Origin of the sequence: Amycolatopsis halotolerans, assembly GCF_042647905.1 — a bacterium.
GTDB classification, from domain to species: domain Bacteria; phylum Actinomycetota; class Actinomycetes; order Mycobacteriales; family Pseudonocardiaceae; genus Amycolatopsis; species Amycolatopsis halotolerans.
The window spans coordinates 285,979-302,041 of sequence record NZ_JBHRWI010000020.1; the positions used below are offsets into that span (position 1 = coordinate 285,979).

Consider the following 16,063-nt stretch of genomic DNA (forward strand, 5'->3'; position numbering starts at 1 on the left):
CGGTGAACTGGGTCGATGTCGTCGTCCTGCTGCTCGCGGTCATGGCGGCGGTTTCCGGCGCGTTCCAGGGCGTGATCGTCGCGTTGCCCGCGCTCGTGGGCGTCGCACTGGGCGCGGTGGCCGGGGTGAAGCTGGCGCCGTTCGTGATCAGCCTCTTCACCAGCCCGGTCGCGAAGGTGGCTTTCGCGTTCGCGGTGGTCGTGTTCCTGATCGTGCTCGGCGAGACGCTCGGTGTGTGGGCTGGGCGGAAGCTGCGGCAGAAGATCAACCCGGACAAGCTCTCCGGCATCGACAAGACGCTCGGCGCGATCTTGCAGGCGGCCGCGGTGTTCGTGGTTGCTTGGCTGGTGGCGAATCCGCTGACTACCGTGTCGGCGATTCCTGGGCTGGCTAAGTCGATCAACTCCTCGGTGGTGCTGGGCGAGGTCAATGACCTGATGCCTGCTGAGGCGCAGGGGCTTCCCAGCGATTTGCGGAAGTTGCTGGATGCTTCCGGGTTTCCGTCTGCGTTGTCGCCGTTCGAGAAGGCTCCTTCCGCGGATACGCCGCCGCCGGACACTTCGCTCAATGTGTCCGCGGTGGCTAAGCGGGTGCATCCGAGTGTGGTGAAGATTCGGGGGAATGCGCCGTCTTGTTCTCGGGCGCTTGAGGGCAGCGGGTTTGTGGTTGCGCCGCAGCGGGTTATGACTAACGCGCATGTGGTGGCGGGGACTGACGAGGTCGGGATTGAGTCGACTTCGGGGGATTACCGGGCTCGGGTTGTTTATTTCAATCCTGAGGTTGATGTCGCCGTGTTGGCGGTGCCTGGGTTGAAGGCTCCGGTGTTGCCGTTCGCTCCACAGACTGCGAAGGCTGGGGACAATGCGGTGGTGCTGGGGTATCCGTTGGATGGGCCTTATACGGCTACTCCGGCTCGGGTTCGGGGGCGGATTAATTTGCGCGGGCCGGATATTTACGACGCTAATACTGTGCAGCGGGATGTGTTCACTGTTCGCGGGACTGTGCGGAGCGGGAACTCTGGAGGGCCGATGATTACTCCTGACGGGGATGTCATCGGGGTGGTTTTTGGGGCTGCGGTTGAGGATCCGGATACTGGGTTTACGTTGACTGCGGATCAGGTGCGTAGTGAGGTTGATGCTGCTCCGTCGCAGACTGCTCGGGTGGGGACTGGGGCTTGTGCTAATTGACGGGCTCGTCGCCTGGCGGCGACATTGCCGCTCGTTGGTTGCGTGGGGCACCCCGAAGGTTGATTGTGCTGACGGTTCGGGGGTGCTTGTCAAGGCGGGAAAGATGCCTTGACAAGCACCCCCGAACCGCAGAGAGGCTTCGTATCGGGGTTGGGGGAGGGGCTGGGTGCCTCGATCGTTGGGTGCATCGGCGGCGGTTGGTTGGTGGGGTCGTGAGGGGAACCCTGAGGGACTCTGAGTCCCTGAAGGTGGCCCTCACGGACGTCTGACTGGTGGGTCAGCGGATGAAGTCCACTACGGATTTCGTTACCCGGGTTGGGTCTTCCAGGTGGGGGAAGTGGCCGATGTCCGGCCAGATTTTGGGTTCGCTGTGCGGGCCTGCCCAGTGGACTGACGCCAGGGCGGTTTCCGGGAGGATGCAGGTGTCGTCCGCGCCGTGTAGTTGCAGTACTGGGGCGGCGATGCGGCCGTCTACGGCGTCGGTGAAGCGTCTGCCTTCGCCGCGGAATTGGGCGCGGAAGGCCCAGCGGTAGTACTCCAGGGCGGAGTGGGCGACGCCTGGGACCAGCATGGCTTGGCGGAACGCGGGCATCGTCTCGGTGAAGTCCGAAGAGGACCGCCAAGTCTCGCCGGACCATTTGGCGAAGAGTTCTTCTACGGCTGCCGCGTTGTCGCGGACCAGCCATTTTTCCGGGGCCATCGGTACCTGGAAGCGGAAGAGGTGGCCGACTGCGCGGATTTGGCTGCTGGTGCGCTTAACCGCCGACTTGAACGCGAGGGGATGCGCGGCGCCGATGGCGGTCACCGAGGACACGAGACGCGGGTGCAGTGCGGCGACTGTCCAGGCGAGCATGCCGCCCCAGGCGTGGCCGACCAGGTGTGCCCGGCGGGCGCCTAGGGCCTTGATCAGGCCGCCGACGTCGCCGGCCAGGGTCCAGGCGTCGTAGCCGCGTGGGGGTTTATCCGAGTCGCCGTAGCCGCGCAGATCTACCGCTACGGCGCGGAAACCGGCGTCGGCCAGTGCCGGCAGTTGGTGGCGCCAGGTCCACCAGAAGCCGGCGAAGCCGTGCAGGAGCAGCACTAATGGGCCCTCGCCGCATTCGGCTACGTGCAGGCGGATGCCGTTGGCCGAGACGTCGCGATGCGTCCACGGGCCGTCGACCCGCACGCTCGACGGGTCCGGCGTCAGCTCCACCACCGCGCGAGGGCTGGCGTCAGCCCTGCGTCGAAGGCAGGTCGTCGTCTTCGGCGGGCTTGCGCTTGAACGCCTCAGCCGTCTCCTTGACGGTGCTGATGGTGCGCTCCGGCGCGCGCAGCTTCTTCACCTTGCGCCAGCCGAGGAACGCGGTCGCGCCCACGGTGACCAGCATCAGGCCGAACACCGTCGCGAACGCGGGCCAGCGGATGCCCCACCAGTCCGACAGGCCCTCGGCGATCAGCAGGAACAGGAAGAAGGTGCTGTACAGAAAGACGGTGAGGGCGATCAGGAAGAAGACCGTCCCCTTGAGCGCCTTCTTCGCTTCCTGCGCCAGTTCGGCTTTCGCCAGCTCGATTTCCGCGCGGACCAGCGTCGACAGGTGCTGGGTTGCGTCGCCGACGAGCTTGCCGATGGACTGCTCGTTCGCCGCGGCTTCCTCGTCGCTGGACAGGGGCAGGTACGGCACGGCCCCCACGCCGTCGGGGCTGGTGCGCTCGTGTTTGGGGCTGCTCACTGGGTCATCGTGCCACGTGGCCGTACCAGAGGCGCGACGGACCGGCGGGAGTGTCGGGATCAAGCCGCCTTCGCGTGTACTCGGCTGCGCCGCAAAAGCAGTACGGCGGCCGTCAGCGAGGCGATCGCCGAGGCGATCAAGACCGCCGCCTTGGCCACTTCGGCCGTTTCCGCGGGCAGGGCGAGTTCGGCGATCAGCAGGCTGACGGTGAACCCGACGCCGCCGAGCACCGACAGCGCCGCCACGTCTCGCCAGCTCATTCCGCTGGGCTTCTCCGCCACGCGCAGCTTCACTGCCAGCAGGCTTGCCCCGAAGATGCCGACGAACTTGCCGACGACCAGTCCGATGAGGACAGCCAGCGGCAATGCGGTGGTGAAGACCGTCGACAGCGCCTCGCCGTTCACCGAGATTCCCGCGGCGAACAAGGCGAACACCGGCACCGCGACCGCCGCCGACCAGGGCTGCAGGCGGTGTTCGAGCCGGACCGCGGGTGCTTCCTCCTCGCCCTCGTCCTCGCGGACGCGGGTGAGCAGCCCGAGCGCGACGCCGGCGATCGTCGCGTGGATGCCCGCCGAGTGCACCGCGACCCAGGTGATCAGCGCGAGCGGGACGTACAGCCACGGCGAGCGGACGCGTTTGTGCTGCAGGAAGGCGTAAAGCCCGAGCGCGACCACCGCGACCACCGCCGCGAGCAGGTTGAAACTGCTGGTGAAGAGGATCGCGATGACGAGAATCGCGCCCAGGTCGTCCACCACGGCAAGGGAAAGCAGGAACACCCGCGCGCTGCTGGGCAGGTTGGAGGCGGTCAGCGCGAGCACGCCGAGCGCGAACGCGATGTCCGTGGCCACCGGGATCGCCCACGCGCGGTCGACGCCCGGCGTGCCCCAGGCGACCGAGAGCGCGAGCACCGCGGGCACGACCATCCCGCCGACCGCGGCGATCACCGGCAACACGGCTTGCCGCCACCGGGACAGCTCGCCGACCACCAGTTCTCGTTTGAGCTCAAGCCCGGCGACGAAGAAGAACAGCGCGAGCAGGCCGTCCTTCGCCCAGTCTCCGACGGAGAGATTGAGGTGCAGGAACTCCGGGCCGATCCGGAAGTCGCGCAGCGCCTCGTAAGCCGGTGCGAGCGGGGAGTTGGCCCAGACCAGCGCGACCGCGGTGGCTCCGAGCAGGATGAGTCCGCCAGTGGTTTCCGTGCGGAGGAAACGGGCGAATTCGGCGACGGCGCGGGCTGGGGTCACGAAAAACTCCTTGTGGGGACGACGGCTCTCCCGCCGACCAGACTTCCCGGCACACCGATGTCCAGTTTACCGTCCGCAGTCGCCGATTACCGGCCGTTGTGACGAACGGCAACCCGCGCCCTGCCCGATGACGCTCGCATCCGGCGGCGCTGGGCGCAAACGCAGGTCAGCCGGTCGCGTCGGCCAAGTTGTCTAGTCCATACTGACGCCGGTTTTTCGTTCACCTGTTCGCCTTCTAGCATGCGAGGAGAGAACGACAATGATGTTGAAAACAGGGACGAGGCAGTAGTGAGCACCCCGATCGACGCCCAGGCCGATACCAGATTTTTCGGGCACCCGCGGGGGTTGGCGAACCTCTTCGGCGTGGAGATGTGGGAGCGCTTCTCCTTCTACGGGATGCAGGGCATCCTCGCCATCTACCTCTATTACCAGGTCGACAAGGGCGGCCTGGGGATCGACCGGAGCGCCGCGCTCGGCATCGTCGGCGCGTACGGCGGCACGGTCTACCTCGCCACGGTCGTCGGCGCGTGGATCGCCGACCGGCTGCTCGGCTCCGAACGCACGCTGTTCTACAGCGCCATCGTGGTGATGATCGGGCACATCGCACTGGCCGTGCTGCCCGGACTGACCGGCGTCGGCGTGGGTCTCGCGTGCGTGGCGCTCGGGTCCGGCGGGCTCAAAGGCAACGCGACTTCCGTGGTCGGCACGCTGTACGCCGAGGGCGACCAACGGCGCGACGCCGGGTTCACGATCTTCTACATGGGCATCAACCTCGGCGGGTTCATCGGCCCGCTGCTGACCGGGCTCGCCCAGCAGAACGGCGGATTCCACCTCGGCTTCGGCCTCGCCGCGATCGGCATGGCGCTCGGCCTGATCCAGTACACGATCGGGCGGAAGAACCTCGGCGCGAAGGCGTCCGAGGTGCCGAATCCGCTGCCCTCGACGCAGCGCACGCTCGTGATCGGCGTCGCTGTGGTGATCATCGCCGCGATCGCCGCGCTGATCATGTCCGGCGTGGTCACTCCGGACAATCTCGCCGACGTCGTGGTCTACGTGGTCGTCGCGATCTCGGTGGTGTACTTCGTCGCGATCCTGACCAGCAAGAAGATCACCTCGGAGGAGCGCAGCCGGGTGCTGTCGTTCATCCCGATGTACATCGCGAGCGCCGCGTTCTTCTCGCTGTACCAGCAGCAGGCGACGGTTGTCTCGGTCTACAGCGACCAGCGGCTCGACCGCGACCTGTTCGGCTGGACGATGCCGGTGTCGTGGGTGAACTCGATCAACCCGGTCTTCATCATCGTGTTCGCCCCGGTGGTCGCGGCGATCTGGACGAAGCTCGGGCCGAAGCAGCCGTCGACGCCGATGAAGTTCGTGCTCGGCACGGTCCTGATGGGCGCGGCGTTCCTGCTGTTCCTGCCGATGGCGCACACCGGCGCGAACGGCAGCCCGCTGATCGCGCTGGCCGGCATCCTGCTGGTGTTCACCATCGCCGAGCTGATGCTGTCGCCGGTCGGGCTTTCGCTGGCGACGAAGCTCGCGCCGAAGGTGTTCCGCACGCAGATGGTGGCGCTGAACTTCCTGTCGGTGTCACTGGGCACGGCGATGTCGGGCAAGCTCGCGCAGTCCTACGACCCGAAGGACGAGGTGCCGTACTTCAGCATCATCGGCGGCACGGCGATCGTGGTCGGCGTGGTGCTGCTCGCGCTGATTCCGTTCATCCGCAAGCTGATGAAGGGTGTGCACTAGCCAACTGTGGTGCCGAAAAGCACCCCGATGAAGTAAGTGACGAGCATGGTGAGGGCGCCGACGCCGACGTTGCGCGCGATCGCGCGCCCCACCTGCGCGTTGCCGAGCCTCGCGCTCACGAAACCGGTGAGCGTGAGGCCGACGACCACCGCCAGCGCGCACGCCCAGACGCGGACGCTGACCGACGTCCAGGCGATCGCCAGCAACGGCAGCAGCGCGCCGACGGAGAACGCCAGCAGCGACGCCCACGCCGCCTGCCAGGGGCTGGTCAGGTTGTCCGGGTCGATGCCGAGTTCGGCTTCCGCGTGCGCCTGCAGCGGGTCCTTGTCGGTCAGCTCCCGCGCGACCTGCTTCGCCAGCTCCGGCGAGAGGCCCTTGTCCTCGTAGATCTGCGCGAGTTCGCGTTCCTCGGCCTCCGGCATCGTTTTCAGTTCGTGCTTCTCGAGCCGCAGCAGCGCGCGTTCGGTGTCGCGCTGGGTGCTCACGCTCACGTATTCCCCGCCCGCCATGGAAAACGCGCCCGCGACGAGCCCGGCAATTCCGGCGGTGAGGATCGTGGTGCTGTCGGCGGTGGCTCCGGCGACTCCCACGACGATGCCCGCGACGGACACGATCCCGTCGTTCGCGCCGAGAACCCCGGCGCGCAGCCAGTTCAGCTTGCCGCCGAGGTCCTCGTGCGGTTCGTGCGCGTGCACCGCGTCGCCCATCGTTTCGGTCACCGCTTCAGTGAATCACGGAAATTGTTTCCGCGCGACATTTTCCCTGCTGCTGGAATGCGGTTAAGAAAGGCAATCCTCAATGAATTGTGCCTTGCCTGACCAGCTCCGGCGAAGGTCCGTGAGGGGAACCCTGAGGGAATCAGATTCCCTCAGGGTTCCCCTCACGGACCTTCGTGGGCTTGAAACGACGAACGCCCGGGTCCGGCGCCACAGTGGACGCCGGACCCGGGCGAACCGGGTCTAGCTCAGTTGTCGAGTTCGGCCAGCGCCGCCTTCGCGGCTTCGAGCTCGGCCTCCAGCTGCGCGACCTTCGCGGCCTGCGCCTCGCGGGCGGCGTTGATGACCTCGTCGATCGGACCGGACAGCTCTTCGTGCAGCTCCTTGGCCGCACGCGAAACCGCCGCGGCCGGGACCGCCAGGCCCTTCGCGACCCACTTGGCGCCGTTCTTCAGCTCGGCCTGCCACTCGCCGTCCGCCGTGCCGGTGACGGTCAGCGTCAGCTCCACGGTGCGGGTCTTCTTCGCCGTCGACGCCGCGGCCTTCGGGCGGCCGCGCTTCGGCTTCGGCGAGTCGACGGCCGCGGTCTCCTCAGTGGACTCCGGCTTCGCGGCGTCCGCCGGGGCGGCAGCGGGCTCGGCGACTTCCGGGGCCTCCGGGGTGCCGGCGGCCTGCGGCGATGACGCCGCTGCCGTCTCGGCCGCAGTGTCCTCGTCGTGCGTCAAGGCTTCCACGGACATTCGTGTCGTCTCCTTGCCCGGATCTGGGTTGGGTACGCGGGCATCTTAGAACATGCGTTCGATGCCCGCACTTTCAGGGGATCAATGCAGGAAGGGACCCTCCCAGCCGGGAGGGTCCCTTCCTGACGGTGAAGAACTTACTCCTCCTTGCCGGAGTTCAGTCCGGAGGAGATGAGGTCCATGACCGACGAGTCGGCGAGCGTGGTGACGTCGCCGATCTGGCGGTTCTCCGCGACGTCGCGCAGCAGCCGGCGCATGATCTTGCCGGAGCGGGTCTTCGGCAGCTCGGCCACGACCATGATCTGCCGCGGCTTCGCGATCGGCCCGATCTCCTTCGCGACGTGGTTGCGCAGCTCCTGCACCGCGTCGTCCCCGCCGTCCACCGCGTTGCCGCGCAGGATCACGAACGCGACGATGCCCTGCCCGGTGGTCGGGTCGGTCGCTCCGACGACCGCGGCCTCGGCGACCGTCGGGTGCGACACGAGCGCGGACTCGACCTCGGTGGTGGAGATCCGGTGCCCGGACACGTTCATCACGTCGTCCACGCGGCCGAGCAGCCAGATGTCGCCGTCCTGGTCGTACTTCGCGCCGTCGCCCGCGAAGTAGTAGCCCTGCTCGGAGAAACGGGACCAGTAGGTGTCGCGGAAGCGCTCTTCGTCGCCCCACACGCCGCGCAGCATCGACGGCCACGGCTTGTCCAGCACCAGGTATCCGCCGCCGCCGTGCGGGACCTCGGTGCCGGTGTCGTCCACGACCTTCGCCGAGATGCCCGGCAGCGCGCGCTGCGCCGAGCCCGGCTTGGCGGAGGTGACGCCGGGCAGCGGCGAGATCATGATCGCGCCGGTTTCGGTCTGCCACCACGTGTCCACGATCGGCGTCTTGTCCGCGCCGATCTTCTCGCGGTACCAGATCCAGGCCTCGGGGTTGATCGGCTCGCCCACGCTGCCCAGCACCCGCAGCGAAGACAGGTCGTACTTCGCCGGGATGTCGTCGCCCCACTTCATGAAGGTGCGGATCAGCGTCGGCGCGGTGTAGTAGATCGAGACCTTGTACTTCTGGATGATTTCCCAGTGCCGGCCCTCGTGCGGCGTGTTCGGCGTGCCCTCGTAGACGACCTGGGTCACGCGGTTCGCCAGCGGCCCGTACACGATGTAGGAGTGCCCGGTGATCCAGCCGATGTCGGCGGTGCACCAATAGACGTCTTCGCCCGGCTTGTGGTCGAACACGACGTTGTGCGTGTACGCGGTCTGGGTCAGGTAGCCGCCGGAGGTGTGCAGAATGCCCTTCGGCTTGCCCGTGGTGCCCGACGTGTACAGGATGAACAGCGGGTGCTCGGCATCGAACGCTTCCGGCTTGTGCTCAGCGGACTGCCCGTCGACCAGTTCGTGCCACCACAGGTCGCGGCCCTCGGTCCACGGCGTCTCGCCTTCGAGGTCGCTGCCGGTGCGCTTGACGACGATGACCTTCTGCACGGTTTCCGCGCCCTGCAAGGCTTCGTCGACGTTCGCCTTCATCGGCGCGGCCTTGCCCCGGCGGTACTGACCGTCCGAAGTGATCACGATCTTCGCCGCCGCGTCGTCCACCCGCGCGCGCAGCGCCGTCGGCGAGAAGCCGCCGAACACCACGCTGTGCAGGGCGCCGATCCGCGCGCACGCCAGCATCGCGAAAATCGCCTCGGGCAGCATCTGCAGCTGGATCGCCACGACGTCCCCGGCCACGACGCCCAGCGACGCCAGCGCGTTCGCGGCCTTCGAGACCTCGTCCTTCAGCTGCGCGTAGGTGATGTCGCGCGTGTCGCCCGGCTCGCCGACCCAGTGGATCGCGACCTGGTCCCCGTGGCCGGACTCGACGTGCCGGTCAACGCAGTTGTACGCGACGTTCAGTTTCCCGCCCACGAACCACTTCGCGAAGGGCGCATTGGTCCAGTCCAATACCTGGGACCACTTCGTGTCCCACGACAGCCGCTCCGCCTGTCCGGCCCAGAACTGCTCCCGGTCAGCGTCCGCCGTCGCATACAACTCGGCCTTCGCGTTGGCCTGACCAGCGAACTCTTCGCTGGGAGGAAACGTGCGGCTCTCCGTGAGCAGGTTGTCCAACGCTGGGGACTGCTCGGTCATGGTGCAAAGCCTCCTGTAGTGCGAACCCGCGGCTCAGGGAACGCTAGCGACGTTAGTCCGCCTACGACAAGGTTGCAGCCACGTTGCGCGCACAGCTCCAAGCGAAGTGCGGCGACGGCTCAGCCGAGGCGGGCGAGCAGCCGGGCACGGGCGCCCGGCCACTCGGCGTCCGTCATCGAGTAGAGCACCGTGTCGCGGGTCGTGCCGTCCGGACGGATCCGGTGCGCCCGCAGCACCCCTTCGCGCAGCGCGCCAAGCCGTTCGATGGCGCGTTGCGAACGGAGGTTGCGGTTGTCGGTTTCCCACGCGACGCGCTGGGCTCCCCAATCCTCGAAGGCGTTGTGCAGCAGGAGGAATTTGGACTCGGTGTTGAGCGCGGTGCGCTGGAAATCCGCGCCGATCCAGGTGTGCCCGATCGAGAGGATCCGGTGTTTCGCTACTACCTGGTAATAAGAAGTGGTGCCCGCGACGCGGCCGGACGCGACGTCGATCTGCGCCCACGGACGGCGGTCCGGGTCGGCGAGCGCGTTCTTCACCATCGTCTCGGCTTCGCCGAGGTCGGCGGGCTGGCGGACGCTCAGCCAGGCCCAGATGCCCGGGTCGGCTCCGGCCTCGAGCAGGCCGGGGGCGTGCTCGGGCGTGAGGGGTTCGAGCCGCACGTGGCGGCCGGACAGGACGGGGTGCTCGCTCCAGGTCACGCGATCACGCTACGTCGGCAAGTGGCAGTGCCGAAGTACCATTTACCGGTCATTTCAGCAGTCCACTATTCGGCCGCTTATGCTCCCTGGACCACCCGGAGAAAGAGAGCGCGCATGGCCGAGGAGCGAGAAAACCTCACCTGGGAGTTGTTCGGTTCGGCGAGCCGGGAGCTGGCGCGGGAAGTGGCCGCGGACGGTTTCGTCCCCGACCTCATCCTCTCCATCGCGCGCGGCGGGCTGTTCGTCGCCGGCGCGCTCGGGTACGCGCTCGACGTGAAGAACCTGCATGTGATGAACGTCGAGTTCTACACCGGCGTCGACCAGCGGCTGGACCTGCCGGTCATGCTGCCGCCGGTGCCCAACGTGGTGGATCTCACACACAAGAAGGTGCTGGTCGCCGACGACGTCGCGGACACCGGGGCGACGCTCAAGCTGGTCCGCGACTTCTGCGCCGACCACGTCGCGGACGTGCGGTGCGCGGTGGTTTACGAGAAGCCCGCTTCGACGGTGAAGTGCGAGTACGTGTGGAAGCGGACTGACCGGTGGATCAACTTCCCCTGGTCGGTGCTGCCTCCGGTGGTCGAGCGGGCCGGGCAGGTGCTGGACGCATGAGCGACCCGCTGAAGCCGCTGCTTGAGCTGGACGGCGTCGCCGCAGCGGCGAAGGCAGCGCAGGACGCGATCTTCGCCGTGCACCGGCTGCCCGCGAACCTGCGTGGCGGAGCGGAGACCGCGGCTGAGGCTTCGGTCCGTGCCGCACGGGCTTCGGCGGGGATCGAGGGGGCTAATCCCGAACTGCCGGAAGACGGTTCGGTGACTGACCCGCTGCTCGCCGGATCGTTGCGGGTGGCGGAAAAACTGGAGTCGTTGCTGCCGACCTGGCGGCGGGCTCCGTTGCAGACGCTGGCCCGGCTGCATTTGCTGGCCGCGTCCGATGTGGTGTCCGATCCGGATCAGCTCGGCCGTCCGCAGCGGGGCGGCGAGCGGCTGGAGTTGCTGGCTCAGCTCGTCACCGGGGCGACTTCCGTGCCCGGGCCGGTGCTGACTGCGGTCGTGCACGGCGAACTTCTCGCGTTGGCCCCGTTCGGTTCCGCGGACGGAGTGGTCGCCCGGGCGGCGGCGCGGCTGTCGATGGTCGCGACCGGCCTTGACCCGAAGGCGTTGACGGTGCCGGAGGTCGCGTACTTCCGGCGCGTTCCGCGGTATGTCGAACTCGCGCAGGGGTTCGCCGGCGGGACGTCGGACGGCGTGCGCGAGTGGCTGCTTTTCTGCTGCGAGGCCTTCGAAACCGGGGCGAACGAGGCGCGGAGCATCTCCTCGGCCGCTGGCTGACCGGTGTGGCCTGACCACATCGCCGAACGGCGTTCTGTGGTGGATTGAGCCATGGTCGCCCTGGTCGGAGCGACTTACTGTTTCCGGCCATGACCAGTGACAGTTCCCTCGCCGGGCGCACCGTGCTGGTGACCGGCGGCGGCAGCGGCATCGGGCTGGCGTGCGTGCGGGCGTTCGGCGCGGCCGGGGCGAAGGTGCACGTGGTGGACGTCGCCGGGGCGGAGGCGGCGGCTGCCGAGGTCGGTGGGCAGGCGCACGCGGTGGACCTGACCGATCCGGCGGCGCTGGCGACCCTGCCCGCGGACGTCGATGTGCTCGTCAACAACGCGGGCGTGCAGCACGTCGCGCCGCTGCCGGAATTTCCGCCGGAGCGGTTCGCCTTCATTCAGTCGTTGATGGTGACCGCGCCGTTCTTGCTGATCCGCCAGTGCCTGCCCGCGATGTACGCGCGTGGCTGGGGACGGATCGTGAACATGTCCAGCGTGCACGGCGTGCGCGCGAGTCCGTACAAAGCCGCTTACGTCACGGCGAAACACGCGCTCGAGGGACTGTCCAAAGTGGCCGCTCTCGAAGGTGCGGAACACGGCGTGACCAGCAATTGCGTGAATCCGGGTTACGTCCGCACTCCGCTCGTCACCGGGCAGATCGAAGCGCAGGCGGCCGAACACGGGGTGCCGCCGGAAGAAGTGCTCGAAGAGGTTCTGCTGCGCCGGGCCGCGATCAAGCGGTTGATCGAACCCTCCGACGTCGCCGATCTCGTGGTGTGGCTGTGCGGCGAGTCCGCCGGGCACCTCACCGGCGCGTCGCTTCCCGTTGACGGCGGCTGGACCGCTGGCTGAAATCCCCTTTCCCCACAACGGAGTGGAGTCCATTATGGACAAAAAGCTGCTGCGCGTCGTCGGAGCCGGGCTGATCGGAACCACCATCGAGTGGTACGACTTCTTCCTCTACACCTCGGCCGCCGCGCTGGTCTTCAACAAGCTGTTCTTCCCGACCGCCGACCCGCTCACCGGCACCTTGCTGGCGTTGCTCACCTACGCGGTCGGGTTCCTCGCGCGGCCGGTCGGCGGGCTCGTGTTCGGGCACTTCGGCGACCGGATCGGACGCAAGAAACTGCTGGTCGTGAGCCTGCTGATGATGGGCGGCTCGACGTTCGCGATGGGCCTGCTGCCCACGTACAGCGCGGTCGGCGTGCTCGCGCCGGTGCTGTTGACGCTGCTGCGGCTGATCCAGGGCTTCGCCCTCGGCGGCGAGTGGGGCGGCGCGGTGCTGCTGGTTTCCGAGCACGGCGACGATCGGCGACGCGGGTTCTGGGCGTCCTGGCCGCAGACCGGCGTTCCGGCGGGGAACCTGCTGGCCACCGCCGTGCTCGCGATCCTGGCGTCGGCGCAGTCGGACGCGACGTTCCAGGCTTGGGGCTGGCGGGTTCCGTTCCTGCTGTCCGGGGTGCTGGTCGTGCTCGGCCTGTGGATCCGCTTGGCGGTCACGGAATCGCCGGTGTTCATCGCGGCGAAGGCGGCCGCGGACGAGCGTGAACAGGCACCGATTGTCGACGTGTTCCGCGGGCATTTCCGTGCGCTGGCAGTGACGTTTGGTGCGCGTATCGCGGAAAACGTGTCGTACTACGTGATCACCGCGTTCATTCTCGTGTACGTGACTACCGGGCTCGGCCTGCCTAAGGCGACCGGCCTGACCGCGGTGCTCGTCGCGTCGGCGGTGCATTTCGTGACGATTCCCTTGTGGGGACTGCTGTCCGACAAGATCGGCCGGAAGCCGGTGTACCTGTTCGGCGTGATCGGGATGGCGGCCTGGTCGTTCGGCTTCTTCTGGCTGCTCGACCTGCGCACGACCTGGTCGGTGATCGGCGCGGCCGTGGTCGGGCTCGTCGTGCACGGTGCGATGTACGGGCCGCAGGCGGCGTTCTTCGCGGAACAATTCCCGACGCGGGTGCGCTACACCGGGCTTTCCGTCGGCGGTCAGCTGTCGTCCATCGCGGCCGGGGCGGTCGCGCCGTTGATCGCGGTGGCGCTGTTCGAGGCGTACCACTCCACGGTGCCGGTTTCGGTCTACGTGGTCGCGATGTGCGTGTTGTCGCTGGTCGCACTGCTCGCCGCCCGCGAGACGCGCGGCGCGTCGCTGCACGAGACGGCGGCCGAACGGCAGGCTTCAATGACAGCATGACGGGCGTGGACCCCACTGCCGAGGCGTATCGCCGGCTGCTCGAACTGCTCGCCGCCGGAGCGAGCAGCGAGCAGCTGGCGCACGTCGCTGCCCGGGGGTTGTCCGCGGAGCAGTCCGCCGCGATCGGTTCGGCGACCGAGCTAGCGTTGCGGATCCGCGAGACGCTCAGCGAGCACCGGCGGCGGGAAGCCGAGCTGACCGCGTTGTTCGACACCGCGAGCGACCTCGCCCGGCTGCGTGATCCGGACGCGGTGCTGCGGTCGATCGTCCGGCGTGCGCGGACGCTGCTGGGCGTCGACGTCTCGTACCTCAGCCTCAACGACGAGGCGAACGGCGAGACGTACATCCGCGTCACGGACGGGTCAGTTTCCGCGCTGTTCCAACAGATTGTGCTGGGAATGGGCGAGGGCCTCGGAGGTCTCGTCGCACAGACCGCGCGTCCATACGCGACCGCGGACTACTTCGAGGACGAGCGGTTCCGGCACACGAACCCGATCGACGCGGGCGTCCGCGAGGAGGGTTTGAAGGCGATCCTCGGTGTGCCGTTGGCGATCGGCGGCAAGGTGCTGGGCGTGCTGTACGCGTCCGACCGGTCGTCGCGGACGTTCTCGACGGCGGAGGTCGCGCTGTTGTCCTCGTTGGCCGCGCACGCCGCGATCGCGTTGGACACCGCGCATTTGCTGGACGAAACGCGCTCGGCGGCCGCCGAGCTGAACGCGGCCAACGCGACGATGCGGCGGGCCGACGACGCGCACGACCGGTTGATGGACCTCGTGCTCGGCGGCGCGGATTTGCCCGCGGTGGCGGCGGAAGTGGCCGGAGTGTTGCGCGGCTCGATCGCCGTGCACGACGAGGAAGGCGCGCTGCTGGCCGGTGCCTCGGTCGCTTTCGACGCCGCCGCGGTGGCTTCGTCGCACGCCAATGGCCGCGCGGTGTCTACAAAGGACTTCTGGGTGTGCGCCGTACGCGCGGGCCGGGAATTGCTCGGAAGCCTGACGCTTTCCGGACGACCTGAGCTAGCCGGAGACGACCGCCGACTCTTTGAGCGCGCGGCTGTCGTTACGGCGTTGTTGTTGCTGCTACGTCGTTCCGTGGCGCAAGCCGAGGACCAGGTTCGCGGCGAGCTGCTGACCGACCTGCTCACCGCGCCAACTCGCAACCCAGGCTCTTTGGTGGCTCGCGCACGCCGGTTGGGTGTCGATTTGTCGTCGCCGCACACGGTTTTGGTTGCGCACGCTTCTGGCATTTCTCGCCGCGGGCTCGCTGCAGCCTGTGCTCGATACGGCGATTTGGTCGGCGTCCACGCGGAACAAGTCGTCGCGCTAGCACCGGATCACCCTGCGGCAGCACGGATCGCGACTGAGCTGAAGTCTGTTGTGGGCTGTCCGGTGACTGTCGGCGCGGCTGGTCCGGCGAGCGGGCCGGAAGCGTTGGCGCAGGCGTACACTGAAGCTGTTCGATGCGTTAATACACTGCTGGCTCTCGGCCGCGGAGGCGACGGTGCGGCGATGGCCGACCTCGGGTTCCTCGGCGTCCTGCTCGGCCGCCATTACGATCTGTCCGGCTACGTCCGGGCGACACTCGGCCCGGTCCTCGACTACGACGCCCGCCGCGGCACCGACCTCGTCGGCACGCTGCGCGCGTACTACGCGGCAGGCGGGAATTTGGCGCGGGCAAAGGAAACCTTGCACGTCCACGTCAATACGGTCGCGCAGCGGATGGAACGCCTGGCCGCACTGCTGGGCGAGGACTGGCGCGAACCTGAGCGTTCGTTGGAGATTCAGCTAGCGCTACGGGTGCATCAGCTCGGCGGTTGACGGACTCCGGCGAGGATGAGGTCGAGCATCCGGTCCAGTTGTTCCGGTCCGCCCGGCAGGGCCCGCATGCTGCACGCGCCGACCACGGTCACAACGACGTCCTGCGCACGGACATCCGCCCGAAGCGTCCCATCCTCAACGCCCGCGTCCATGATCATCTGCACAGCCTCGGTCAACTCCGCGCGGACCTGCGTCATGTCGACAGTGCCCGCCTCGATGATCGCGCGCAGCGTGTCCGCCATGTCGTGCTTCGTGCTCGCGTACTCGGCGAAGCGGTCCATCCAGCGACGCAGTGCGCGAAGCGGCTTCTCGCTCTCAAGCAGCTTCGGCGCACTCGCGACGACCTGCGCCAGCTCATCCCGGTACAGCGCCTCGACAAGCGCTTCACGGGTAGGGAAGTGGCGGTAGAGCGTGCCAATGCCGACACCCGCTTCGCGTGCGACGCGCTCCAGCGTCACGGGCTCATCGCCTTCACCGAACGCTTTGCGGGCAGCAGTCAGCAGGCGCAGACGGTTGCGTTCAGCGTCCGCGCGCGGTTTCTTCGGGCTCGACAAAGCGGAGGGTCCTCCGTTTC

Annotated in this window: 15 protein-coding genes; 7 read left to right on the forward strand and 8 right to left on the reverse strand. The window is 67.8% G+C overall.

Features of this window, described 5'->3' with window-relative positions; translation table 11 throughout:
• Nucleotides 1-2: 2 nt before the first annotated feature.
• Nucleotides 3-1,187, forward strand: a complete 1,185-nt coding sequence (locus tag ACFORO_RS16405) for a MarP family serine protease (RefSeq protein WP_377867909.1) — start codon at nucleotides 3-5, stop codon at nucleotides 1,185-1,187.
• Between the two features lie 277 nt (nucleotides 1,188-1,464).
• On the opposite strand, the gene ACFORO_RS16410 is transcribed toward ACFORO_RS16405, so the two are convergent.
• The 3 genes from ACFORO_RS16410 to nhaA are packed head-to-tail and all read right to left on the reverse strand — an operon-like array spanning nucleotide 1,465 to nucleotide 4,143.
• A complete protein-coding gene (locus ACFORO_RS16410; RefSeq protein ID WP_377868082.1) occupies nucleotides 1,465-2,382 on the reverse strand; it encodes an alpha/beta fold hydrolase in 918 nt (305 codons plus the stop codon).
• A gap of 19 nt (nucleotides 2,383-2,401) precedes the next feature.
• Entirely contained in the window at nucleotides 2,402-2,899 is a 498-nt protein-coding gene (locus ACFORO_RS16415; protein WP_377867908.1) for a phage holin family protein, read from the reverse strand.
• 59 nt (nucleotides 2,900-2,958) lie between these two features.
• Entirely contained in the window at nucleotides 2,959-4,143 is a 1,185-nt protein-coding gene (gene nhaA / locus ACFORO_RS16420; RefSeq protein ID WP_377867907.1) for a Na+/H+ antiporter NhaA, read from the reverse strand.
• Nucleotides 4,144-4,431: 288 nt separating this feature from the next.
• Here nhaA and ACFORO_RS16425 point away from each other — a divergent pair, with 288 nt between their 5' ends.
• Nucleotides 4,432-5,889, forward strand: a complete 1,458-nt coding sequence (locus ACFORO_RS16425) for a peptide MFS transporter (protein WP_377867906.1) — start codon at nucleotides 4,432-4,434, stop codon at nucleotides 5,887-5,889.
• On the opposite strand, the gene ACFORO_RS16430 is transcribed toward ACFORO_RS16425, so the two are convergent.
• From ACFORO_RS16430 to ACFORO_RS16445, 4 genes are all read right to left on the reverse strand, one after another.
• A complete protein-coding gene (locus ACFORO_RS16430) occupies nucleotides 5,886-6,608 on the reverse strand; it encodes a VIT1/CCC1 transporter family protein (RefSeq protein ID WP_354751246.1) in 723 nt (240 codons plus the stop codon). The two genes, ACFORO_RS16425 and ACFORO_RS16430, sit on opposite strands and share 4 nt — an antisense overlap.
• 245 nt (nucleotides 6,609-6,853) lie before the next feature.
• Nucleotides 6,854-7,345, reverse strand: coding sequence for a DUF6319 family protein (locus tag ACFORO_RS16435; RefSeq protein ID WP_354748249.1), 492 nt, complete (start codon nucleotides 7,343-7,345; stop codon nucleotides 6,854-6,856).
• 137 nt (nucleotides 7,346-7,482) lie between these two features.
• Nucleotides 7,483-9,462, reverse strand: coding sequence for an acetate--CoA ligase (gene acs, locus ACFORO_RS16440; protein WP_377867905.1), 1,980 nt, complete (start codon nucleotides 9,460-9,462; stop codon nucleotides 7,483-7,485).
• Nucleotides 9,463-9,581: 119 nt separating this feature from the next.
• Entirely contained in the window at nucleotides 9,582-10,160 is a 579-nt protein-coding gene (locus ACFORO_RS16445; RefSeq protein ID WP_377867904.1) for a GNAT family N-acetyltransferase, read from the reverse strand.
• 114 nt (nucleotides 10,161-10,274) lie between these two features.
• On the opposite strand from ACFORO_RS16445, the gene ACFORO_RS16450 reads away from it, so the two are divergent.
• The 5 genes from ACFORO_RS16450 (at nucleotide 10,275) to ACFORO_RS16470 (ending at nucleotide 15,489) form a co-directional block, all read left to right on the forward strand.
• Nucleotides 10,275-10,772: a phosphoribosyltransferase gene (locus ACFORO_RS16450; RefSeq protein ID WP_009084412.1), complete on the forward strand. Its 498-nt coding sequence runs from the start codon at nucleotides 10,275-10,277 to the stop codon at nucleotides 10,770-10,772.
• Nucleotides 10,769-11,491 (forward strand): oxidoreductase, encoded by a 723-nt coding sequence (locus ACFORO_RS16455; protein WP_377867903.1) that lies wholly within the window; start codon nucleotides 10,769-10,771, stop codon nucleotides 11,489-11,491. Before ACFORO_RS16450 ends, ACFORO_RS16455 begins: the two co-directional genes overlap by 4 nt.
• Before the next feature lie 89 nt (nucleotides 11,492-11,580).
• Nucleotides 11,581-12,330, forward strand: a complete 750-nt coding sequence (locus ACFORO_RS16460; RefSeq protein ID WP_377867902.1) for a 3-hydroxybutyrate dehydrogenase — start codon at nucleotides 11,581-11,583, stop codon at nucleotides 12,328-12,330.
• A gap of 34 nt (nucleotides 12,331-12,364) precedes the next feature.
• Nucleotides 12,365-13,672 (forward strand): MFS transporter, encoded by a 1,308-nt coding sequence (locus ACFORO_RS16465; protein ID WP_377867901.1) that lies wholly within the window; start codon nucleotides 12,365-12,367, stop codon nucleotides 13,670-13,672.
• Nucleotides 13,669-15,489, forward strand: coding sequence for a helix-turn-helix domain-containing protein (locus ACFORO_RS16470; RefSeq protein WP_377867900.1), 1,821 nt, complete (start codon nucleotides 13,669-13,671; stop codon nucleotides 15,487-15,489). The genes ACFORO_RS16465 and ACFORO_RS16470 overlap by 4 nt, the downstream gene beginning before the upstream one ends.
• Here the strand turns inward: ACFORO_RS16470 and ACFORO_RS16475 are convergent.
• Nucleotides 15,474-16,043 carry a TetR/AcrR family transcriptional regulator gene (locus ACFORO_RS16475; RefSeq protein WP_377867899.1) on the reverse strand — a complete coding sequence of 190 codons (570 nt, stop codon included), beginning with the start codon at nucleotides 16,041-16,043 and terminating at the stop codon, nucleotides 15,474-15,476. The genes ACFORO_RS16470 and ACFORO_RS16475 overlap by 16 nt on opposite strands.
• Nucleotides 16,044-16,063: the final 20 nt, after the last annotated feature.

Excerpts from the sequence above, each read along its gene's own strand:
- ACFORO_RS16435 (WP_354748249.1), bottom strand. The coding sequence starts at position 7,345 with ATGTCCGTGGAAGCCTTGACGCACGACGAGGACACTGCGGCCGAGACG.
- ACFORO_RS16450 (WP_009084412.1), top strand. The coding sequence starts at position 10,275 with ATGGCCGAGGAGCGAGAAAACCTCACCTGGGAGTTGTTCGGTTCGGCG.
- acs (WP_377867905.1), bottom strand. The coding sequence starts at position 9,462 with ATGACCGAGCAGTCCCCAGCGTTGGACAACCTGCTCACGGAGAGCCGC.
- ACFORO_RS16470 (WP_377867900.1), top strand. The coding sequence starts at position 13,669 with ATGACGGGCGTGGACCCCACTGCCGAGGCGTATCGCCGGCTGCTCGAA.
- ACFORO_RS16455 (WP_377867903.1), top strand. The coding sequence starts at position 10,769 with ATGAGCGACCCGCTGAAGCCGCTGCTTGAGCTGGACGGCGTCGCCGCA.
- ACFORO_RS16460 (WP_377867902.1), top strand. The coding sequence starts at position 11,581 with ATGACCAGTGACAGTTCCCTCGCCGGGCGCACCGTGCTGGTGACCGGC.
- ACFORO_RS16465 (WP_377867901.1), top strand. The coding sequence starts at position 12,365 with ATGGACAAAAAGCTGCTGCGCGTCGTCGGAGCCGGGCTGATCGGAACC.